Consider the following 21,311-nt stretch of genomic DNA (forward strand, 5'->3'; position numbering starts at 1 on the left):
TAAAAAGTAATCTGTTTTATTCTGTTATAAATGGATAGTCTGTTTGTGTATACACATCTGTATATGCTTCTGCAGCATCAGGATATGGAGACGATTCTGCAAACTTAACGGCTTCTTCAATTGTTGCTTTTAATTGAGCATCAATTGCATCTAAATCTGCTTCCGTAGCGTATTTTTTAGAAAGTATTGTTTCACGTACTTGCTGAATCGGATCTTGATTTTTATACGAATCTAATTCTTCTTTTGTGCGGTATTTAGCCGGATCAGACATCGAGTGTCCTTTATATCTGTACGTTCTAAATTCTAACAATGTTGGTCCGCCACCGCTTCTTGCACGAGCAGCAGCGCGAGCTACTGATAAGTGTACTTCTTCTACACTCATTGCATCTACTGCTTCTGAAGGCATATCGTATGATTCGCCAATTTGATATAATTCTGTAACGTTAGAAGTACGTTGCACAGAAGTGCCCATTGCGTACCCATTATTCTCGATTACAAATATAACTGGGATATTCCACAACATCGCTAAGTTAAATGTTTCGTGTAATGCACCTTGACGCACTGCACCATCGCCCATATAACAAATACATAAGTTGTCGGTACCTTTATACATTTCTGCAAAAGCCAATCCAGCACCCAATGGAATTTGTCCACCTACAATACCATGACCGCCTGCAAAATTCACTTCTTTATCAAAGATGTGCATCGATCCGCCTTTACCTTTAGAGGTGCCAGTTGCTTTGCCATACATCTCAGCCATTATTTTTTTAGGATCTGTTCCTAAAACCAATGGTTGACCATGATCTCTATATGTAGTGATGTAATGATCGCCTTTTTTTAACGCCGATACTGCACCTGCAGCACACGCTTCTTGACCAATATATAAGTGAAGAAAGCCTTTAATCTTTTGCTGACCGTAAAGCTGACCCGTTTTTTCTTCAAATTTTCTTATCAATTGCATTTTTTCATACCAGAAAAGGTATGTTTCTTTGGTAAATGCTCCTGTGGATTCTACCTTTGTTTTAGTGTTATCCTTCCCTTTTTCTTTAACACTTGCCATCTCTTCTTGTTTGTGCTGTTTAACAGTATACTTTGAAGAGCTAAAATAAATAAAATTCATGTATATTGAAAAGATAAGTCTGCTAAATTTTAAGAACTATTCCGAGTTGGAGCTGAGCTTCTCCAAGGAAATCAATCTATTGGCAGGTTTAAATGGTAGCGGGAAGACTAATTTATTGGATGCAATTTATTGTTTGTGTTTGACTAAGAGCTTCTTAGGAATGAATGATCAGCAAATGATCCATACCAATCAAGGGTATTTTTCGGCTTTAGGCTGGTTTAAAGAAAATTCAAAAGAATATAAGCTCCAGTACGATTTTGACGGAAAAAAGAAGAATTTCACCGTAGATAAAAAACCCTACCACAAACTTTCGGAACATATTGGCAAATTTCCCGCAATTGTTCTTACACCACACGATACAGATTTAATCCGAAATGGGTCAGAAGATCGAAGACGATTTTTTGATAGTTTATTTTCACAAGCGGATCCCATTTATTTAGAAGCATTAATACGATATACACACTTTATAAAACAACGCAATGCCTTGTTGAAACTAGCTGCTGAAGGCCGTTTCATTGATCGTATTTTAATGGATGCATACGATCACAATCTAATGCAATCAGGCACTATCATCGCCCAAAAGCGTGCTTCTTACTTACAACGTTTATTGCCTATTTTCCAGGAGTATTATTCACTTTTATCCCCAGAATACGAAAACACGCATATTGAGTATGAAACCAAGGTATTGGACCCTAATTTTGAAAAAATATATCAGGATTCATACTCAAAAGATTTAATACTTCAACGCACCAATAAAGGCGTACACAAAGATGATTTTAAGTTTATTATTAATTCTGAAGCAATCAAACAATACGGTTCTCAGGGGCAGCAAAAAACCTTTGTTATCGCTTTAAAATTAGCCCAATACGAACTTTTAAAGGCATGTACGGGCCATGCACCGATTTTGTTAATGGATGATATTTTTGACAAATTAGATGACATACGTATAGAAAAACTCATTGCATTAGTCCAAAAGCATGTTCACGGTCAATTATTTATCTCTGATGCACGCCCAGATCGCTCTAGTATTTTTTTCAAGTCTAATTCGAAAGATTTTCGTATGTTTATAATAGATCAAGGTAGTATTTCTCTTAGTAATTTACCTTCTTCAACTTCTTAAGTATATGAACGAAAAATACGAAAAAGATTATTTTAAAAGAAAAAGAGACTCCTTAAGCATTGGTGATGCCATTGATCATTGGATGGACCAATTGCGTGTGCGCAACAAATACAAAGAAAGCTATATCATACAAAATTGGGAAAAGATCATGGGTGCTCCGATAGCTAAGAGAACCACCAATTTATATATCCGAAATAAAAAACTATATATTCATTTATCCTCAGCGCCCTTAAAAAGCGAACTAAATCAATCAAAACATAAGGTTGTTGAGTTACTTAATACAGCTGCAGGGGATAAAGTAATTGAAGATGTCATATTCTTATAATTTATAATACAGCTATATGAACCGTAATAACCTATTTTTAGTTTTTTGCCTGTTTCTTCTATCCTTTTCTTCAAGCGCTCAATTCGCCCCAGAGAAAATGAAAGGGGGCCTATTTGTAGAAAACAAAGGCCAATGGGACAACAATGTATTGTATCGTTCTGAGATTCCTTCTGGGCAGTTATATATTGAAAAGAATCGATTTTTATTTAATTTTTATGATCAAGCGGCAATGGCTGGTCATCATGCACATGGCTCCGATGATGATTACCATTCTTCGAGTCAAGAACGTGTCATCATAGATGATAAAGGAACCGAAAAAAGTTCCATACAGGCGCATGCATACGAAGTTGAGTTTATTGGTTGTTCTCCTATTTCATCCACCCAAGGAGTAGATCCAACAACTTATAACTACAATTATTTTAAAGGGAATGATAAAAGTAAGTGGGGGTCTAATGTTCACGCCTATTCTAAAACAATATTGAATGATATTTACCCAAAAACATCCTTAGTTTGTTTTGGACAAGAAACAGGATTTAAATATGAATTTCATTTGCAGCCTGGCGCAAACGTTGCGTCCATACAATTAAAATATAATGGGATTGATAGTGTGTATTTGAAAAATGGTGAATTAATCATTGAAACCTCCATCAAAGATTTCTATGAACAAAAGCCTTTTGCTTATCAAGAAATAAATGGTAAAAACATTCAAGTAGCCTGTTCTTTTAGATTAACAAATAATGTGTTAAGTTTTGATTTTCCGAAAGGCTACAATAAAAAATTCCCTTTAGTGATTGACCCACAATTAATTTTTTCTACCTACTCAGGTTCTACTGCTGATAACTGGGGTAATTCTGCAACCTATGATGACGATGGCAATACATACATGGTTGGAATTACTTTCGATATGGGTTATCCCTCAACTGTTGGTTCCTACCAAATAAATTATAATGGTTACAAGGAAAGGGCGGCAAATGATACTATTTTTTATGTTCATAAACAGGATACTACATATTATATTGATTCTATTTCTATTATAAAAAATTATAAATTTGATCCCGATATTGCCATTATGAAATTTGATCCTGTAGGCAATTTATTATATGCTACATATTTGGGGGGATCAGAAACAGATATGCCAAGCAGTTGTATTGTAAATAGTAAAAATGAACTCGTTTTATTTGGTGTAACAAGTTCGGACGGTCTTGCAGATACAACTTCCCATAAACCAATTGCTTTCCCAACTACTACTGGTGCATATGATGAAATTTTCAATGGTGGAAAGTTTTCAATGCCTTTTGGAGAAAGTGATCCTATTTATTTTGATCATGGAAGTGATTTATTTGTCTGTGCTCTTAGTGAAAATGGAAATGCTTTATCTTATTCTACATTTATTGGTGGTGATAGTCTAGATGGTTTAAGTCTGGAGTTTGATCCTGTAACTCGAAATTATGGAGATCAATTACGTGGAGAGATCTATTGTGACGAACTTGATAATGTATACATCGTTTCTAAAACGAATTCTGCAAACATCATAAATATGTCTGTTCCTGGATATGACAAAACATTTAATGGAAAAATGGATGCGTATGTTTGCAAGATGTCGCCTGACTTAAGTACAATGATTTGGAATACGTTTGTTGGCGGAGATGATTACGATGCAGGATATTCTATACGAGTAGCGTCAGATAAAAGCGTTTACATCACAGGAGGGACAACCAGTAAAAATTTCCCTGGAGCTTCATCCGGGTTTAAAAAAACGATGATTGCGACCGATATTACAGATGGTTTTATTGCGCACATAAGTAGCGATGGAACAACTCTATTAAATGCAACCTATGTTGGTACTGATTCATACGATCAATGTTTCTTTATTCAATTAGATGCTGCTGAAAATATATATGTCTTAGGTCAAACCCAAGGAGATTATCTTATGTCTCCTAATGTTTATGGTCAACTTTCAACCGGGCAATTCATTCAGAAAATTAATCCCAATTTAAGTGTAGCATTATTATCAACAACTATTGGCAACGATGCCAATGCCATTTGTATAGTTCCAACTGCCTTTTTGGTTAATAATTGTGACAATTTATTAATTTCTGGTTGGGGAGGTAATATTAATAGTTACTCAGACAACTATCTTGGAGGCTATACACATAATTTACCTATTACAGCAAATGCTCTATATAATAAAACCGATGGTTCTGATTTTTATTTAATGGTTTTAGAAAAGGAATTTAAGAGTTTATTGTATGCAACATACTACGGCGGCTTTGGAGAAGATGACCATGTTGATGGCGGAACAAGCAGGTTTGACAAAAATGGAATTGTATATCAATCTGTTTGTGCAAGCTGTAAGACAAGGAAATATTCCACATCAAAATTTCCTGTTACAGATGGCTCGATAAAAGGAAGTACTAATTGCAATAATGCATGCTTCAAATACGACTTATCTAACTTGCGCGCAGATTTTACTTCAAGTCCTCCTAGGTGTGCAGGAGAAGCCGTAACATTTACAAATGCAAGTTTAGGAGGTGTTGCTTATGAATGGGATCTTGGAGACGGAACAAAAATAAATGGCCCTGGCCCTATTGTTCATTATTATAAAAAACCAGGTTCTTATATCGCAAAACTCATTGCAACAGATTTAACCACGTGTACTAGTAAAGACACCGCAGAGAAAATAATAACCATTCTTCCGTTACCTAGCATTGGTATTAATTTAACAGATACAACTATCTGCTTGGGCGACACCATAAAAATACTGAACTCGTGTATGCCAAATTATACCTATACATGGTCTCCATCAACTTCTATTACAGATCCTCAGGCATGTGATGCAGGTTTTTTTCCAACGAAAAAAAGCACCTATTATTTAAATGTGGTAGATGAGAATGGTTGCAAATACAATGATACGCTAACGATACAGGTTGCAACGTTAGCCAAAGGTGTAAATTGGGAAAATATGACCTCTTGTAACGGCAAGCCTACTGTGCGTTTGAGCAATCCAAGCACAGGCCCGCTTAATTACTTTTGGACATTTGGTGATGGGTCTTCCTCAAAAGAAAACTCTCCAATTCATGAATACAATAAAGGAGGTTCTTACCCAATTGTATTAAATGTATACAATGATTTTTGTTCCGCAACAGAAGTTGGCGTGGTGAAAATCGACGATGTTCTTATCCCAAATCTATTTACGCCAAATCAAGATGGTAAAAATGATTGTTTTGAAATTGTTGGACTATATCCAGGCTGGAAAGTTGAAGTATACAACCCATGGAATAGCCTAGTATTTAAGGCTGATTCCTATAAAAATGAATTTTGTGGGGATGGTCTTTCAACAAGTGTATATTATTACTTAGTTTGCGCACCTTATGGCGATTGCTGTAAGAGCTGGGTTCATATTATATCTGATAAATAATGCGAATATTACTTTATACTAGTTTGTTTTTGTTTTGCTTTAATGTTCTTGCACAAGAAGATGGATTACTATCCCACACCTATGGGCAAACGATAACGTTTAAAGCTACTAACAAATGGAGCAAAACAACATCTCACATTGACAAAAAAAGAAATATACAAGTTTATAATTTCAGCCGCGAAGCAATCACCTCTGATTCTGGAGGCATCTATATAGCTACAAAATCGTGCTTGGTCGAAAAAATTATACCAACAACCATTAAAAATTATTCTCTAGCTTCTTTAGCTGCATTTAAAAAAAAGAAAGATTTTAAAATAGTTAAAACCATTACTTCTAGTGACGGGCTACTAAGGTTGCCCTATGCGATTGGTTACTGGGCATTCTATTTAGATGAAAAAGATGTAAAACATCGACTCATCATTATAAATGGCATCCATCCTGCAAGTAGAGGTTTACAGTTTTTTATCGACTGTCCGGAACCTATATTTTTACAATTAGAGGGAGAAATAACTGCAGAAATCCGATCTTTAAAGTTTTTGCAATAAAAAAAGCGGCACATTGGGAGTATGCCGCTTTTCTACTAACAGGAATTTAAATTGGAATTTGTGTTATCTATTGTCTATTTATACCTCTAAGAATGGATAGGTAACCGCAAATTGTAAACTTTCATTATAATTCCTTTTAAAATCATTTATAAAAACTATTGATTTAATAGTCAATTACTTATAAAATGAGTATTGCCTAAATGCTTTTTTATTTGGCAAGATGTAGCCAATAATAATGTGGTTTTTAAAATCAATAACACGGATTAATTCAGGTTTGCTTTCTTTAAAGGTTTCAGTCTCAAAATTACTTACCCGTTCGCGTAAGGTTATAGGAACGATACCAATTTGGTGTTTGTATGTAGTAGAGTCTAACATGCAGTGCACATACACAGTACGTATGGATGTTGAGGAGCTATTGTAAGGATAATACCCATTATAACCATTGTAGTAACCTGGAGAATCCCAGCCATAATTATTATATGGAGAGCCCCCATATCCATAGCCACCCATGCCGCCGCCCATGCCCATGCCGTTCCCCATACCCATGCCCATATTTCCCATTCCCATGCCAACACCACCCATTCCCATGCCCATACCCATTCCCATTCCCATAGAGATTGTTGGCCTGCCAGAGGATGGATTATTATAATTGTTATTCGTTACCATCTCTTCAAAACTTCCAATTTCTACAATGTAAGAACTGTCTTTAAGGTTCACTGCAATACTTAAATTACCTGCAAGTGCTTTTTTGAAAAAGGTAGCATTGTCATCAATGATTCTAGTATTGTCGCCGCTATTCTCTTGAATAATGGGGCCGTTCTTAAAATCCATTGGCATGTGTGGAGTCGCATAATACGTTACATAACTTTGATTGCTCTCTATATCCATTGCAATTAAAGACATTTGTTCCATGCTCATCGTCACTCGAAACAAGGTATTCTTGTACAAAAAAGAGTTCCCTTGTTTTTTAAAAGAAGTATTTCCATAATCTAAGCTGTATGCAAATTGCTTATAACGTGCTACGTTTGTTTCTAAATCTAATTTAACCACGTGAGAGAAATCGGCATCATCAAAAATCAAATATATGTTATTCTCAAAACTGTAAATCTTCTTAGTAGCTCGTGCAGATTTTACATTGTTTTCAATGTCATAATTTATTGCATCGATACCAACAACGGTCGTTCTGTCTTCATTTAATAATTGATTTCCTGAACTTAGCCTTTTATAAAAGTCTGGCATGTCAATTAAATAGGTATTTTTAACTAGTGCATGATTCTTGATTGCATACACATCTATTTGGTTTTTATTTTGAGTTGCTGTGAGTATATAATATTCACCATTCAATAATACACATTTTAAAAATTTTTCTGAATAGGTGATTTGGCCTATAATCTTACTATTTAGGTTGCCTCCAGATCGGGCAACGTTGAATTGGGTAATTTGATTGGAACGTAGATTTAACGTATATATAGAACAGGTGTCTTTGTTTAATTCTATTCCTAAATACGTGTCCTTTTTTTGATTTGAAGGAATTGTAAAAATTGCTGTTCCTATTTTTTTATGGTTTGCATTATAAAAGACACATTCATACTGTGACTTCGTTTTAAATGCAACTACATAATTTTCAGTGGTGTCAACTGCAGAATAGATGCTTTCTGTAGAACGCACTACTAATTCTGTTTCGCCTTCCAAATTTTGAGCTACGCCCTGCTTGGTGCTTAAAAACCCAAGCAATAAAAGGCATATAAATACAAACTTTCTCATTATACTATCCATAATTCATTTCAATTTTAACAAAAATAGTGCTTAAATGATTTCGCTTTTCTATCTTTATTCACTTATAACCAATGTATGCAAGGCATCACTTTTAAAAAATATGTACTGATTGGCTTTGTAGCCCTTATAGTAAATATACTCCTTTTTATTTTTTGGTGGGTAGTTACCGACCCAAGTAATTATATCTGGAAAGCTATTCCTTCAATACGCATTCAATCCATCATTTCTGCTTGCAATAAACTTTTTTTGATTCGGTATTATATTTCTGTCGTTAGTATAAATATTGTTGGACTTGCGTTTGTCTTATTTGATGTAAAACGAATGCTGTCTCTTTGTATTATAGGCCTTGGGGTATTATTTTATATGTTAAGTAGTTATTTCTTTTCTCCTTTTATAGGAAAAAATTATTTTGAGATTTTCCTAAATCAAGAGGTAAGCAAGGGATTATATTTAGAGCCTGTTCAAGATGCAGGAAAATGCATTGGACCATTTCTATTCGATCATTTATCAAGTGAAAGTAGTTATACAAGAGAGCAAGCCGCCAGAGGCCTCGGGGTTTTATCGTATACTGCCGCAATTGATAAATTAAATCAGATACTAAATGATAGTTCCGAATCCACGAACATGCGTGCGGAATGTTATTTTTCATTAAAAAAAATGAATGTAAAAGAAAGCAAGTTGTTACTAGAAGGGTTTTCCATTCGCCAAACTACTTTAATTGATAGTAGCTTGGCAAACAAAATAAATTATTTAGAAGTGCACGATCCTTTTTAACAAAAAATCTTTTTTATTATTCAACGTAAAGAACCAAACCTTTTAAGTATTCACCTTCGGGATGATAAATATTTATTGGGTGATCCGCAGGCTGATGCATTTGGTGTATGATGCGCACGTTTCTATGAGCATCTGCTGCTGCACCAAAAACAATCTTTTGAAACAGATCTTTGTCAATATTTTGGGAGCATGAATACGTAAATACCAAGCCGCCTTTTTTAATTTTACGAAATGCCTTTAAGTTAATTTGTTTGTATCCTCTACAGGCATTGGCAACAGCCTTTGCTGATTTAGCGAAAGCAGGTGGATCTAGTACAATGATGTCATAGTGATCCTTTTCTATTTCGCCTAAAAAATCGAAGCAATCTGCAGCAATGGTATTGTGATTGAAAGCGGGGAAATTCAATTCCATATTTTTACCCGCCAAAGCAACTGCATCTTTAGAGATATCTACAGAATCAACCAAGGCTGCGCCACCAGCTGCAGCATACACACTGAAGCCGCCTGTATAACAAAACGTATTTAATACATTTTTTCCTTTGGAATAGGTTTTAAGTAACTCTCGATTGTCTCGTTGATCGACAAAAAAACCTGTCTTTTGTCCGTCAATAAAATCAACTTCAAAAGCTACATTATTTTCTTTTACCAATACTGGCACTTCCACTCCACCTTCAAGCCAGGCACTACCCGTACGGATATCCTCTAATACAGTAGAAGAAGTTTTCGCTTTAATATAAATATGTTTAAAACCGATTTCTATCAACGCTTGCTTAACAGCAGGGACAAGTTTTTCAACACCTTTTATGAGTATTTGTAAAACAACCACTTCGCCGTATACATCCGCAATAATGCCTGGGAAGAAGTCACCTTCCGCATGTAGCAAGCGATACACATTGGTTGTGTCTTTATTAATAACAGTGGATCTTAGTAAAAATGCATTTTTAATTTTAGTAGCCCAATATGCATCGCTTAATACATCTTCCGATAAATTATCCCACTCAAATAATCTACAAACGATTTGGCTTTTATGAGAAAGAAAGCCATAACATAAGTTCTTATTTTCAAAATCTGTTACCAATACAATTGTTCCTTCTTCCTCATTTGGGAGTTTTGCAACAGCGCCTGAAAAAATCCATGGATGGCGATTATTAATGGAACGTTCTTTACCCTTTTTTAATTGAAGTATTGGAATTGGCATATAGAATGAATTATTAGGCTACAAAGTTACCTAAATTACTTGAAATATGTCTTTAAAACCGTTAATTTACATAGATATAACGTACACATACGCGCATGAAAAAAAGTTTACTTCTAATTTTAATCCTACTGAGTTTTCAAACAATTATTTTAGCACAAGTAAATAAAAAAATATATGGTGTTTTTGAGAACAAGACGTTGTTACAAGTTGGTATTTTGGAAGATAGCGCAGGCAATAGCATGAAAAGCATCGTACGATTTTCGCCCTTTGCAAACTACACCATACAAGCACATAAAGATTTCAATACGCACTTCGGAGTATATACTGGCGTCGGCATTAAAAATGTTGGGTTCATTTACAAGTCAAATGACACCATAAATCAAAAAGTAAAAAACCGTGCCTATTCCATTAGTATTCCACTTGGATTAAAATATGGAAATATTGCCGACGATAAATATCTGTATGTTGCGGCAGAGGTTCTTGTTCAGTTTGACTACAAAGAAAAAGCGTTCAATAAATTTGGAGATAAAAGTATAAGAAAAAGTTATGGTGCCGTTAATACTCTTAATTATTCTGCAATGATAGGTTATAATTACAAAGGCTTTACTATTGGTGCGGAGTATACTTTGGGCAATTTCTACGATCCCAAATACCGTTTCCAACCGGATAAAAATAATGCCTCTAAGATTGCAGCTCCATCCAAATCGAATATACTAACATTCTTTATAGGATTTAGAACAAACTTAAGTGCAGAAAAAGTTGCTGCACCAGATAAGAATCTCCAACAAGCTAGGATATTTTAATCACACGTTCTACAATAAAAAACCGATACAAATTGTATCGGTTTTTTATTGTAACACATTTACGTTACCAGCGGGTATGAGCAAAGCAGAAGAGTCTTGTGTTTAAACGATAGGAAGAACAGCTGTTTGTATGTTTTAACATCTTCTTTACTAACTCATTAATAGAATAAGTTGGCCTATTGAATACCTTGAATCAAGATTGGAAAATCAACTTCTACATCCGTTTCTCCTAGGTTCGCATTTCCGTTTCCAGTCTTTGGTTTTAAACCTGGTTGGTGCTTTAGAACAACTTTATACTTATTTGCTTTCGTTGTAAATCCAGCACCCGTATTAATTGAAATTCTCAAGCCAACTGGTACGCTATTGTCATCAAAATCCAAATACGTTGTTGTTAAGTCATACATGCCTAGTTTTGAATAAAAGAACTGATGTGCATCTTTTTCCGTTGCTTCTATATCGTTTGAAATAGTATCAATAGGTGTTTTTGTTTCATCTAATAATAAAACACGAACCGTATAAGTTGTATTTTCAAGTAATTTTATTGTGTCCAATTTAGGAGCAGTTCCTCCGTCTCCATCAATATCCCTGTATGAAAAGTATTTTACATCCGTTGGGCTTGCGTCTGTTGATACAACTAATCTTACCGTAGTGATGAGCTCTTGATCATTTGAATTAGCTGGGATCGAGACATCCTTGTCATCTTTTTTACATGCATACAGCATGCAAACGAATGATAATAAAAGTAAAGCCTTCGCATGAATATTTTTTTTTGCTTTCATATTTTAAATCGTTTTGTTTTTTGTGAAATCTAATGGGATTTGTAATCGAAGTACAATGTTTCTGCCTACAGCATCGGAGTAATATCTAAAGCGATCTAGATAATCTCTGTATTGCGCATTTAATAAATTTTGTCCCGTTAATGTAATCAGCATGTCTTGCTTAGCAATGGTGAGGTACGCACCAACCTCAGCTTGTATCAAGAAATAGGCAGGAGGAGGCGCTTTGTAATCACTATTTATAGGCGTATTGCTTTTATGAGCAACCCAAATTCCATCTACAGACAAATATGGTTTTACTATTTTCCCTTTTGTTCGCAAAACAAGCTTCAATCCGTTTTGCCATTTTGTAGGTGGAATAGAAATCAGCCAATCGTTTTGTGTTCGATCGTAGGCACTCACTAAGGATAGCCTTGTTGAATAAATGATGTGCTTTGTAAGGCTGTCATTAAATGCAATATCAAATCCTCCATACGTTGCGTTTACTTGTGTATACTCAAATGTTGGGAATGCTCCACGTATCGTTAATGTTGCTGGGAATACGGGTTTTAAATAAATGTAATTATTAAAATAATATCCATAGGCATGAATGTATCCGAAACATTTTTTAAAGAAATAATTTAGTGTTACCGACGCATTTACGGATTGCTCAGGTTTCAAATTGGGGTTTCCTATTTCATACGCTGCTGCCCCATGATGTACCCCATAGCTATATAATTCATTTACATTAGGTGGCCTGTATGCAGTTCCAACTGTACTTAACAAAGTATAGTTTTTGCCAAGTTCGTGTGATACTCCTAAGCTCGCCGTGGGGCTTTGAAAGGTACGATACGGCGTTTTTAAAATGCCATTTTCATAATAATACGATTGAAGCGTTTTGTAATCATAACGCAAACCTGCTTCGATTTTTGTTTTTTTAGAAAATGTATACGCTTCTGTTACATATACACCTATCGCATTGCTTAAAAAATTTGGAATGAAAAATCGTCCTTCGTACGTATTCTTTTGGTTGATATAACTAATGCCTGCAACGCCTCTTAGCTTGCCTATTGTATGTTCCACATAAGATTGAATATTATGGGTGGTTAATTCAAATTGCAATTGCGCCTGATCTGGAAGATTTGGGTTGTAAGCTTTATGGCTGTCGTATTCTTGGCGTTTATTGTATTGCCTTGCATATTCTACAACCCATCTATTTCTGCCAAAATTATAATATGCTTTATTTTTCCAAAGTTCGTGGCCCACAACTTGTTTTGGTCGTTCTATCGAATAAGAAAAATCGGATGTTACCGCAGGTTGATTGCTATTAATGGCAGTTATTAAATCTGTTACATTGCCTATATGAGAGCCTGCAAAAATTCCTAGTTCCGTATTAAACTGACTATAGAATGTTTCTAGTCCCCAATGTGTACGCTGATATGCTGCGGCTGCGGAGAAATTCTTTTCTTGAAAGCCTGTATTCTTCAACCAATAATCAGGTGTGCGAGAATTTCCGCCTTTACGTAGTGTCCCTTGTAACCGAACAGCCAATCCCGGTATATGAGAAAATCCATGTTCAACAATTCCAGAAACCACGCCTGCTCTGTTGTTGCTAAAACCCGCAAGATTTATTTGTGCTCTCGTTCCTCTGAATGTATTTAACGCTTCAGGGTCCAACAATACTACCCCGCCAATGGCATCTGAACCATAACGAATCGATTGTGCGCCTTTTATTACAGTGATTTTATTTGCTATAAAAGGGTCCACTTCTGGTGCGTGTTCATTGCCCCACTGTTGACCTTCTTGACGGATTCCATTATTTAAAATCAATACCCTATTGCCGTACATGCCTTGTATAACAGGTTTGAAAATTGTTGGACCCGTTTGCAATGCTGAAACACCAGGAATAGATGTTAAACTTTCCCCTAAACTTGCTCCACGCACACGGGCCAATGCTTCTTTTTCAAGTGTTTCGGAAGTACTTATTTCAGGCTGATTGTTTTTTCGAAACCCTTCAATGATGATTTCACCATAAACCCGTTCCTCCATTAAAAATTTAACTTCAGTCGTATTTTTTAATGTAATAACCGTGTCTTTATGCACACCTAAATACATATCCATATGGATTGTATAGGTTCCTGCACACAAATTGTCGAATTTAAATTCTCCTAATGCATTTGTGAGTGCATACGTATTTATTTCATCAATAGAAATCATTGCTCCATCAATAGGCATACTATCGTTTAGATATAAAATTTTGCCAACTAATTTATAAGAGCAACTATCAGTAGATCGTTGCATTGCCTGTGCCTTTGCAATACTTGGAAGTATGCACATACACATCAATGCAAAAAGAATATTCTTCACGCAATGAAAATTTAATAAGAATTAAATGTTAGTTAAATTGAATTTTAAAAAACAATCGGAGGCCCGCGTCCTTTAGTAAAAATTGAAAACTGAAATATCTTCTTTTTAAAAGTACAGCTATATATAAAGAATACGATGCTTACAACAGTAAAGAAAAATAGTGTTGGCACTATAAAGTCGGCCGAAACAAGATCAAGGGAGCAAATCAAACATTCGTCACCAAGCGGTATATTAATTCCTTGATGCTTATATTCCTCCGCATGGTGGTGCAAATTTGGCAGCACCACCCGTGTAAAAAACAAGAGGAATACTCCAATAAGTAAGCGATATGTATTTTTCTGATTCAACACAGGGTGTTACAAAATTCAACTTAATTAAGTTCATTCCCAAATGAAAGCTTGCTAATTATGAGTTAAAATGAGACCATTAGGATACTCCATTTGCTTTAACAGCTAATTTTAGCATAAACAATATTGTAAGCCGTCTATTTGCAAACTCTTTAATATATTTAGGTTGAGTAGCAATCATTTTTAGATTTAAGGACCCCCAAAAACAGTGATATTTAAATAAAATATATAACTTGTTATAGTTTTAATTACTACTTCAACACTATTTGATTAAAACTCCTTCACTTCATTACATCTCAAAAAGTAAAAATGTTAACCCTTATCGATTCTAATCGTATAGAAAGGTACGTTTTTTCGAATTTACACATATGTCTCGCTTAATCATTGGCAATCAGTTTAAAAAAGGATCCCTTATTCTACTAACAATTATATTGTTGTTTGTAGTTGTTGGTATTGCTTTGCCATCTTCCTATCATGTGGAACGTTCCATAAAAATAAATGGATCGAATGAAGCTATTTTCCCTTATTTAAACAATCTGCAAAAATGGAAATCTTGGACTGCCTTAAACAATAACAAAGATTATTCATTGGTTCAGAAATATAGCGGTTCTGCGCAAGGTATTGGTAGTGAAATGAGCTACAACGGCGACAAGTTAGGCAAAGGGAATATAAAAATTATTGATAATGAGCTAAATGACCATGTATCCTTTATATTGTTGATTAATAATCGATTCAATACAGATGGTAATATCAAAATTGACGCTATTACAAAAACCACTTCAAAAGTTACGGTAAGCCTAACTGGGGATGTAGGTTTTCACCTGCCCAACAGGTATATCATATTAATGATGAATAATATTGCAGGTTCTTTGTTTCAAGAAAGCCTAAATCGGCTTAAAATGATTATAGAATCTAAAAATTCGGATTCCAATGAAGGCTTCTAAGCTTTCTTTGCCTTTTTCTCCCTTCCTTTTTCTATCTTTGTGTCTTAATTACCTATACTACCCATGCTTGATAAATTAGAAGCAATTAGAGAACGATTTATAGAAGTTTCAGAAGCCATTCTAGATCCGAACATTATGTCGGATATGAAACGCTATACTTCCCTTAATAAAGAATATAAAGAACTCAATAAGATCAATGATGTTTATGTACAATACAAAAATATTTTGGACAACATTGACAGTTCAAAAAAAGTATTGAGTGTAGAAAAAGATCCAGATTTTAGAGAAATGGCAAAAGAAGAGCTTGAAACGCTAGCCACTCAAAAAGATGAATTAGAAATTGTAATTAAAGAACTTCTAATACCAAAAGACCCCAACGATAGTAAAAACATCATCCTCGAAATTAGAGGTGGTAGTGGTGGAGACGAAGCTTCTATTTTTGCTGGAGATATATTCCGTATGTACCAACGTTATTGCGAACGCATGAATTGGAAAATGGAATTGATTGATGCAACCGAAGGAACATCTGGTGGATACAAAGAAATTATTTGTAGCGTAGCCGGTGATGATGTTTTCGGAAAATTAAAATTTGAATCAGGCGTACATCGTGTACAACGTGTACCAGCAACGGAAACACAAGGCCGCATACATACATCTGCAGCATCTGTAGCAGTATTGCCAGAAGTGGAAGAAGTGGATATTCAATTAAACATGAATGACATTCGTAAGGATACATTTTGTTCTTCTGGACCAGGTGGACAATCTGTAAACACAACGTATTCTGCTATCCGTCTTACACACATACCTTCTGGTACGGTTGTGCAATGCCAAGATGAGAAGTCTCAAATGAAAAACTTTGATAAAGCATTAAAAGTATTGCGTTCTCGTATTTATGAAATTGAATATAAAAAACAACAAGACGAATTAGGTAAAGCACGTAATTCCATGATTGGTAGTGGTGACCGTTCGGATAAAATTAGAACATACAATTACCCACAAAGCCGTGTTACTGATCACCGCATTGGCTATACGGTACATAACCTTACACAAGTAATGGATGGCAACATCGGTGACTTTATTGAAGAACTCAGGTTGGCTGAAAATGCAAACCGACTTCAAGAAGGTGTTGCTTAATACTATTCTATAAAGGGTTGGTTTCACCAACCCTTTATATTTATACCTTATGCTATGAGATATTGTTCCCTTTGTTTTTTTATCATTTTGGTTTTGCATTTTTTTGGTTGCAAGCCCAAAGATGAAGAGCTGAGCAACAATGTTAGCAATAGGCTGAGTTTTTCAGAAGATACTATTTTTTTTGATACCCTTTTTGCAAGTGTCGGCAGTATTACCAAAAGATTAATCGTTTACAATCCAAACAAAAATAAAATTCGTGTTTCAAGTATTATACTAGCGGGAGGCTCCAATTCTCCGTATAGCATTATTGTAAACGGGCGCAGCGGTCCGCTAGTATCTGATCTAGAAATACTTGGTAAGGACAGCGTATATGTTTTGGTTAAAGTTTTAATAAATCCAAGCAATCAAAACATGCCCTTTCTGGTTAGTGATTCAATCTTATTCAATACCAATACGAACAATCAAAAAATACTACTTGAAACGTATGGTCAAGATGCGCATTTTTATAAAAAAACCACCTTGCCTTGCAATACAACTTGGACAAACGATAAGCCCTATGTACTCTATGATACTATACAAATTGGTATTGGCTGTGAATTGAAAATAGAAGCCGGTTGCAAAATATACATGCACAATGCCGCTGCCATAAATGTTAAGGGGCGCTTAACGGTGGACGGAACCAAAACAGATTCTGTCTTGATTGCTTCAGATAAATTAGATGCTTCTGCAAAAGCAGATCTTGGTCAATGGGGCGGAATTATTTTCCAGACAACCAGCACAGACAACCGCATTTCTTGGACAACCATACGGAATGCAACAACCGCATTGAAATTATTTTCAGTTGTGGATGCCGATACAATTGCAGAACTAAGTTTAGACCATGTATCGATACTTTATACAAGCAAAGGTTTGATAGATGCGGCGACTGTTGATCTAAATGGTTCAAACATTCTCTTAAGCAATAGTCCGTATGCTGCGCTTAAACACCTAGGTGGTTGTGGTGTTTGGAAGCACTGTACATTCGTAAATTATTCAACACGCTTTGTTAGAGAGGAGCCTTGTTTGGTGCTAGGCGATAATGCTTCTTCTTTAAAGATGTATGTATTTAACAGTATTTTGTGGGGTGATAAAACCGATGAAATTTTGGCAACAAATACGCCTGCACTTTTTGTGCAATCTAGTATTTGGAAGTCAGCCTTTCTTGGAACGCATTCAACTATTTTGAATGCAGACCCTCTGTTTAAAAATAGCACACTATTTAATTTTCAATTAAAGGATACCTCCCCTGCCATCGACCTTTGTTTGCCAGTGGGTATTTCAGACGATTTAATTGGCACCCCAAGAGATGCTAACCCAGATGCTGGTGCGTATGAATTTCAATAGTTAGATAGTTTCTAGATGATAGTTACCAGGTGTTAGACAACAAAATTACAGTGGTTGTTATAATGCAATAAAATTTACCTCACAGGCTATCTTGATTTTTTTCAACCACCCATTAAATTAAATCCTTCTACAATTTTTATTGACTTCGTACGTCTATCTTATCAGTAAATACCTTTCTGAATGTTATGTTTTTACAGGTATATGCTGTAAATTTAAATAGTAGTAAATTTCTGAATTAACTTACTTAAAAATTTAACCCTAAATCTAAAATCTATACCCCGATGAAACGTTTGTTACCACTTCCTCTTTATGCCCTTTTGATTTCGCTTTTATTTAGCTCTTGTGGTTACAATACCATGGTTACGCAACAAGAAGCAGTTGATGGTGAATGGGCTCAAGTTAATGCTGCTTATCAACAAAGAAATGATTTGATTGGCAACTTGGTTGAAACCGTAAAAGGCTATGCTAATTTCGAACAAGAAACGTTGATTAAAGTAACCGAAGCACGTGCTTCAGCAACACAAGTTAAAGTGGATGCATCCCAATTAACTGAAGAAGGTATTCAGAAATATCAAGCTGCCCAAGGTCAATTAACAAGCGCATTGAGTAAGTTACTATCCATTACAGAAAATTATCCAAACTTAAAGGCGGATCAAGGATTTTCAGATTTGCGCGCAGAATTGTCTGGACAAGAAAATAGAATTCTCGTTGCTCGTAGAAAGTTCAACGATGCAGTAAAAGAATACAATACTACAATCCAAACATTCCCAAACAACATGATGTCTGGCATGTTTGGATTCAAGAAAAAAGGATATTTCGAAGCAGAAGCTGGTGCTGAAAAAGCAGTAAAAGTTAAATTTTAAGTATGCCACATTCCTTTTTTAATGCTCAAGAAACTGCTGCACTCAATGAAGCCATTCAGGAAGCAGAGAAATCTACGTCTGGAGAAATACGTTTGCATATTGAAAACGTGTGCAAATACGATGTATTAGATCGTGCTGCAGATGTGTTCGCAGATCTTGCTATGCATAAAACGGAATTGAGAAATGGAGTACTCTTTTACCTTTCCATAAAAGATCGAAAATTTGCAATAATAGGAGATGCAGGCATCAACACTAAGGTGCCTGCAGGCTTCTGGGATTCTATTAAAGAAATTGTTTTAACGCACTTTAAAAACAATTTGTATGCACAAGGTTTGAGTGAAGGAATTAAAAAGGCTGGATCAAAACTAAGTGAGCATTTCCCGTATTCCAACAACGATGTAAACGAATTGCCAAACGATATTTCTTTCAAGAAAAACTAGATGAAAAGCAGATTCTTAATCCTATTTCTTTTTCTGATCTCCTTAGCAGTAGGTGCTCAACAAAGTGATTTTCCTGCAAAACCCAGTCCGCCAAGATTGGTAAATGATTTCGCAGGAATGTTGACGCCAACCGAAGTAAGTGAATTAGAGCAAAAAGTAAATAGATTTAATGATTCTACTTCGATAGAAATTTCTATTGTCATTATAGGAAACTTGGGCGATTACGATATTGCAGATTATGCATTTCAATTAGGTGATTTATGGGGTATTGGTAAGAAGTCGAAAGACAATGGTGTCTTGTTGTTAATTGCAAAAGAAAACAGAAAAGCATTTATAGCAACTGGCTACGGTATGGGTGGCGTATTGCCAGATATGCGTTGCAAACGTATCATCGAATCGGAGTTGATTCCTCAATTTAAACGTGGGAATTATTACAATGGTATTAATTTTTCTGTAGATGCAATCATTCGTTACTCAGCAAACGAATATGTAGCAGACCCTGTACAACAAAAAGGCTTAAAGCCTGGTTATGTATTTCTATTCATACTTGTTGCTATCATTATTATCGGATTTATAAATCGCAAAGACTCAGGGAATAATTCAAACGGAAACTCTGGCAATGGCAGCGGAGGCTTTTTAGGCGGACTTCTTGGCGGAGCTGCTATGGGCAGCAGCTATAGAAATAGTGGAGGGTTTGGTGGATTCGGAGGCGGAAGTAGCGGCGGAGGAGGCTTTGGTGGCTTTGGCGGTGGTGGTTTCGGTGGTGGCGGATCTGGCGGTAGTTGGTAATAACCTGTTATTGTTCATTTTTTACTTAGCATTTGTTTTATTCTAATTAAACGTAGATGGACTGTTATTAAGCGCAGTATTCATTATACGCCTACGAATATAAAGAATGATACAATATTGGCTTTGGAGATACGAATAGTAACACTAGTGTGATTGACGAAATTCTTATTTCCAACAATGGGGCTGGTTAAAAAGTAGTAGCGACTATTGTTGCTACATTATTTGCATTTATTGATACGTACAGATAGTTAATGGCTTACGAAACTCGCAGTGCAAAATCACAACCTGACTATATAGACTGAAAATCACTAAATTTCTTGATGAAATTAAAGAAGACTTTGAAATTTTTGGAGAACGTAAAATTGTATTCAAACAACAACGGAAAAGAATTATCAAACGATATTTCTTTTACTAATAACTAGATGAAAAGCAGATTCCTATTCTTATTTATTTTACTATTTTCTTTTAAAGTAAGTGCGCAATCAAATGATTTCCCTCCAAAACCCAGTCCCGCGCGATTTGTAAACGACTTTGCAGGGCTGTTAAGTGCGACCGAAGCAAATGAATTGGAGCAAAAAGTAAAAAGATTTAACGATTCTACTTCCATAGAAATTGCCATTGTCATAATCAGCAATCTGGGTGATTATGACATTTCAGATTATGCATTCCAGTTAGGCGAATTATGGGGTATTGGTAAGAAATCAAAAAACAACGGTGTCTTATTATTAATCGCAAAAGAAAATAGAAAAGCATTTATAGCTACTGGTTATGGTATGGGTGGCGTTTTGCCAGATATGCGTTGCAAGCTCATCATCGAATCGGAGTTGGTTCCTCAATTTAAGCGTAGTAATTATTTCAATGGCATTAATTTTACGATTGACGCCATTATTCGGTATTCCGAAAATGAATATGCTGCAGATCCAAAGGGCAATAAAAGTTCGCCGGTACCGAATTTGTTTATCATGATTTTCGTTCTCATTATTATAGTTAGTTTTTTCAACTATATAAATAGAGACAAGAAGGGAAATAATAAAAGTAGATCAAAAGGTGGTCGGTTTGGACCAATTATAGGTGGAGGTCTTGGTGGTTATAGTAGCGATAGCAGCGATAGTGACAGTTCTGGTGACAGTTCTGGCGGCGGTGGCTTTGGCGGCGGTGGCTTCGGTGGTGGTGGTTCTGGCGGTAGCTGGTAATTATTTAAGTATTAACA

General features: G+C 35.5%; 19 protein-coding genes. 13 read left to right on the top strand and 6 right to left on the bottom strand.

The window, feature by feature from the left end; genetic code table 11:
* Positions 1-16: 16 nt before the first annotated feature.
* A complete protein-coding gene (pdhA, locus tag Q0543_RS11745) occupies positions 17-1,060 on the bottom strand; it encodes a pyruvate dehydrogenase (acetyl-transferring) E1 component subunit alpha (RefSeq protein WP_299253232.1) in 1,044 nt (347 codons plus the stop codon).
* 58 nt (positions 1,061-1,118) lie between these two features.
* On the opposite strand from pdhA, the gene recF reads away from it, so the two are divergent.
* The 4 genes from recF (at position 1,119) to Q0543_RS11765 (ending at position 6,528) form a co-directional block, all read left to right on the top strand.
* Positions 1,119-2,240, top strand: coding sequence for a DNA replication/repair protein RecF (gene recF, locus Q0543_RS11750; RefSeq protein WP_299253100.1), 1,122 nt, complete (start codon positions 1,119-1,121; stop codon positions 2,238-2,240).
* 4 nt (positions 2,241-2,244) lie between these two features.
* The gene (locus tag Q0543_RS11755) at positions 2,245-2,565 is read left to right on the top strand and encodes a DUF721 domain-containing protein (RefSeq protein ID WP_299253103.1); all 321 of its coding nucleotides are present in this window, start codon (positions 2,245-2,247) and stop codon (positions 2,563-2,565) included.
* A 97-nt stretch (positions 2,566-2,662) separates the two neighbouring features.
* A complete protein-coding gene (locus tag Q0543_RS11760; RefSeq protein WP_299253106.1) occupies positions 2,663-5,983 on the top strand; it encodes a PKD domain-containing protein in 3,321 nt (1,106 codons plus the stop codon).
* The gene (locus tag Q0543_RS11765) at positions 5,983-6,528 is read left to right on the top strand and encodes a hypothetical protein (protein WP_299253109.1); all 546 of its coding nucleotides are present in this window, start codon (positions 5,983-5,985) and stop codon (positions 6,526-6,528) included. The genes Q0543_RS11760 and Q0543_RS11765 overlap by 1 nt, the downstream gene beginning before the upstream one ends.
* A gap of 174 nt (positions 6,529-6,702) precedes the next feature.
* On the opposite strand, the gene Q0543_RS11770 is transcribed toward Q0543_RS11765, so the two are convergent.
* On the bottom strand, positions 6,703-8,292 hold the full coding sequence (locus Q0543_RS11770) for a hypothetical protein (RefSeq protein ID WP_299253111.1): 1,590 nt from the start codon (positions 8,290-8,292) through the stop codon (positions 6,703-6,705).
* An 87-nt stretch (positions 8,293-8,379) separates the two neighbouring features.
* Here Q0543_RS11770 and Q0543_RS11775 point away from each other — a divergent pair, with 87 nt between their 5' ends.
* Positions 8,380-9,078, top strand: coding sequence for a HEAT repeat domain-containing protein (locus Q0543_RS11775; RefSeq protein ID WP_299253114.1), 699 nt, complete (start codon positions 8,380-8,382; stop codon positions 9,076-9,078).
* A 16-nt stretch (positions 9,079-9,094) separates the two neighbouring features.
* On the opposite strand, the gene Q0543_RS11780 is transcribed toward Q0543_RS11775, so the two are convergent.
* On the bottom strand, positions 9,095-10,276 hold the full coding sequence (locus Q0543_RS11780; RefSeq protein ID WP_299253117.1) for a class I SAM-dependent rRNA methyltransferase: 1,182 nt from the start codon (positions 10,274-10,276) through the stop codon (positions 9,095-9,097).
* A gap of 95 nt (positions 10,277-10,371) precedes the next feature.
* Between Q0543_RS11780 and Q0543_RS11785 the strand changes: the two genes are divergently transcribed.
* On the top strand, positions 10,372-11,079 hold the full coding sequence (locus Q0543_RS11785) for a hypothetical protein (protein WP_299253120.1): 708 nt from the start codon (positions 10,372-10,374) through the stop codon (positions 11,077-11,079).
* A 176-nt stretch (positions 11,080-11,255) separates the two neighbouring features.
* On the opposite strand, the gene Q0543_RS11790 is transcribed toward Q0543_RS11785, so the two are convergent.
* The 3 genes from Q0543_RS11790 to Q0543_RS11800 all read right to left on the bottom strand — a co-directional run bounded on the left by Q0543_RS11790 (position 11,256) and on the right by Q0543_RS11800 (position 14,585).
* Positions 11,256-11,858: a hypothetical protein gene (locus Q0543_RS11790; RefSeq protein WP_299253122.1), complete on the bottom strand. Its 603-nt coding sequence runs from the start codon at positions 11,856-11,858 to the stop codon at positions 11,256-11,258.
* A 3-nt stretch (positions 11,859-11,861) separates the two neighbouring features.
* Positions 11,862-14,201 carry a TonB-dependent receptor gene (locus tag Q0543_RS11795; RefSeq protein ID WP_299253124.1) on the bottom strand — a complete coding sequence of 780 codons (2,340 nt, stop codon included), beginning with the start codon at positions 14,199-14,201 and terminating at the stop codon, positions 11,862-11,864.
* A gap of 246 nt (positions 14,202-14,447) precedes the next feature.
* Positions 14,448-14,585: a hypothetical protein gene (locus Q0543_RS11800; RefSeq protein WP_299253127.1), complete on the bottom strand. Its 138-nt coding sequence runs from the start codon at positions 14,583-14,585 to the stop codon at positions 14,448-14,450.
* 331 nt (positions 14,586-14,916) lie between these two features.
* Here Q0543_RS11800 and Q0543_RS11805 point away from each other — a divergent pair, with 331 nt between their 5' ends.
* The 7 genes from Q0543_RS11805 to Q0543_RS11835 all read left to right on the top strand — a co-directional run bounded on the left by Q0543_RS11805 (position 14,917) and on the right by Q0543_RS11835 (position 21,294).
* Complete coding sequence (locus Q0543_RS11805) at positions 14,917-15,492, top strand: SRPBCC family protein (protein WP_299253130.1); 576 nt, start codon at positions 14,917-14,919, stop codon at positions 15,490-15,492.
* Between the two features lie 63 nt (positions 15,493-15,555).
* A complete protein-coding gene (prfA, locus tag Q0543_RS11810) occupies positions 15,556-16,626 on the top strand; it encodes a peptide chain release factor 1 (protein ID WP_299253133.1) in 1,071 nt (356 codons plus the stop codon).
* Positions 16,627-16,680: 54 nt separating this feature from the next.
* Positions 16,681-18,009, top strand: coding sequence for a choice-of-anchor Q domain-containing protein (locus Q0543_RS11815; RefSeq protein ID WP_299253136.1), 1,329 nt, complete (start codon positions 16,681-16,683; stop codon positions 18,007-18,009).
* A 281-nt stretch (positions 18,010-18,290) separates the two neighbouring features.
* Positions 18,291-18,872 carry a LemA family protein gene (locus Q0543_RS11820; protein ID WP_299253139.1) on the top strand — a complete coding sequence of 194 codons (582 nt, stop codon included), beginning with the start codon at positions 18,291-18,293 and terminating at the stop codon, positions 18,870-18,872.
* 2 nt (positions 18,873-18,874) lie between these two features.
* Entirely contained in the window at positions 18,875-19,312 is a 438-nt protein-coding gene (locus tag Q0543_RS11825) for a TPM domain-containing protein (RefSeq protein ID WP_299253142.1), read from the top strand.
* Positions 19,313-20,101, top strand: a complete 789-nt coding sequence (locus Q0543_RS11830; RefSeq protein WP_299253145.1) for a YgcG family protein — start codon at positions 19,313-19,315, stop codon at positions 20,099-20,101.
* A 422-nt stretch (positions 20,102-20,523) separates the two neighbouring features.
* Entirely contained in the window at positions 20,524-21,294 is a 771-nt protein-coding gene (locus Q0543_RS11835; RefSeq protein ID WP_299253148.1) for a YgcG family protein, read from the top strand.
* The last annotated feature ends 17 nt before the right edge of the window (positions 21,295-21,311 follow it).

Origin of the sequence: uncultured Cytophaga sp. (assembly GCF_937863595.1) — a bacterium.
Classification (GTDB): Bacteria; Bacteroidota; Bacteroidia; order Cytophagales; family Cytophagaceae; genus Cytophaga.

Bases quoted from the DNA above. Each gene is read 5' to 3' on its own strand.
- pdhA (WP_299253232.1), bottom strand. From the start codon at position 1,060: ATGGCAAGTGTTAAAGAAAAAGGGAAGGATAACACTAAAACAAAGGTA.
- recF (WP_299253100.1), top strand. From the start codon at position 1,119: ATGTATATTGAAAAGATAAGTCTGCTAAATTTTAAGAACTATTCCGAG.
- Q0543_RS11755 (WP_299253103.1), top strand. From the start codon at position 2,245: ATGAACGAAAAATACGAAAAAGATTATTTTAAAAGAAAAAGAGACTCC.
- Q0543_RS11760 (WP_299253106.1), top strand. From the start codon at position 2,663: ATGAAAGGGGGCCTATTTGTAGAAAACAAAGGCCAATGGGACAACAAT.
- Q0543_RS11765 (WP_299253109.1), top strand. From the start codon at position 5,983: ATGCGAATATTACTTTATACTAGTTTGTTTTTGTTTTGCTTTAATGTT.
- Q0543_RS11770 (WP_299253111.1), bottom strand. From the start codon at position 8,292: ATGAGAAAGTTTGTATTTATATGCCTTTTATTGCTTGGGTTTTTAAGC.
- Q0543_RS11775 (WP_299253114.1), top strand. From the start codon at position 8,380: ATGCAAGGCATCACTTTTAAAAAATATGTACTGATTGGCTTTGTAGCC.
- Q0543_RS11780 (WP_299253117.1), bottom strand. From the start codon at position 10,276: ATGCCAATTCCAATACTTCAATTAAAAAAGGGTAAAGAACGTTCCATT.
- Q0543_RS11785 (WP_299253120.1), top strand. From the start codon at position 10,372: ATGAAAAAAAGTTTACTTCTAATTTTAATCCTACTGAGTTTTCAAACA.
- Q0543_RS11790 (WP_299253122.1), bottom strand. From the start codon at position 11,858: ATGAAAGCAAAAAAAAATATTCATGCGAAGGCTTTACTTTTATTATCA.
- Q0543_RS11800 (WP_299253127.1), bottom strand. From the start codon at position 14,585: ATGAACTTAATTAAGTTGAATTTTGTAACACCCTGTGTTGAATCAGAA.
- Q0543_RS11805 (WP_299253130.1), top strand. From the start codon at position 14,917: ATGTCTCGCTTAATCATTGGCAATCAGTTTAAAAAAGGATCCCTTATT.
- prfA (WP_299253133.1), top strand. From the start codon at position 15,556: ATGCTTGATAAATTAGAAGCAATTAGAGAACGATTTATAGAAGTTTCA.
- Q0543_RS11815 (WP_299253136.1), top strand. From the start codon at position 16,681: ATGAGATATTGTTCCCTTTGTTTTTTTATCATTTTGGTTTTGCATTTT.
- Q0543_RS11820 (WP_299253139.1), top strand. From the start codon at position 18,291: ATGAAACGTTTGTTACCACTTCCTCTTTATGCCCTTTTGATTTCGCTT.
- Q0543_RS11825 (WP_299253142.1), top strand. From the start codon at position 18,875: ATGCCACATTCCTTTTTTAATGCTCAAGAAACTGCTGCACTCAATGAA.
- Q0543_RS11830 (WP_299253145.1), top strand. From the start codon at position 19,313: ATGAAAAGCAGATTCTTAATCCTATTTCTTTTTCTGATCTCCTTAGCA.
- Q0543_RS11835 (WP_299253148.1), top strand. From the start codon at position 20,524: ATGAAAAGCAGATTCCTATTCTTATTTATTTTACTATTTTCTTTTAAA.